Genomic DNA, 775 nt, shown 5'->3' with positions numbered 1-775 from the left:
ATTATTAGATTTGTCATCTTAGGCACATACACTCCACTACTAAAAAAAAGCAGCTATACAATTAAATTTCAACAATCCATATATCCTGTCTCTTATACACATCTAGATGTGTATAAGAGACAGCACTCCACTACTAAAAAAAAGCAGCTATACAATCTGTCTCTTATACACATCTAGATGTGTATAAGAGACAGCATACACTCCACTACTAAAAAAAAGCAGCTATACAATTAAATTTCAACAATCCATATATCTTTATCATCCAATCTATAAAAATTATCTTCTTAAATACTATAATTCCTGTCTCTTATACACATCTAGATGTGTATAAGAGACAGCTATGTGATTTTTTCAGCAAATCTTTTTAGCTATTCATAATTGTGTTTAATATTAGAAATACTATTATCAAACATCAGACGTTGTAGAAATCTCGTTTAACTCTAGAATTCACAAAGATAGTGACCAGATTAATGGCTAATTTTTTCATCTAAATGAAAAGAACAAAAGAAGGAACACTAATTCAATAATCAAAAACAGAAATTGTTATTGATTCGATTAGTGTTACTTCTTCTTCAATATTCTATGTGCTGTCCAATTAAACTACATTCGTTTTGATTCACTGTATAGCAATCTAACTCATTTTGTAAAAATTTGCAAACTTAAACTTTTTTTCTCTATTAAAGATGGACCATAGTCTATAAATTTACTTGTTAACTATTTCTCAATTCTAATTAAAATTATATTACTAAGGATTGGGTCCTTCTTGAGCTTTTAA

The organism is Enterococcus sp. 5B3_DIV0040, assembly GCF_002140755.1.
Classification (GTDB): domain Bacteria; phylum Bacillota; class Bacilli; order Lactobacillales; family Enterococcaceae; genus Enterococcus_D; species Enterococcus_D casseliflavus.
Note: the sequence above shows the minus strand (reverse complement) of the source record.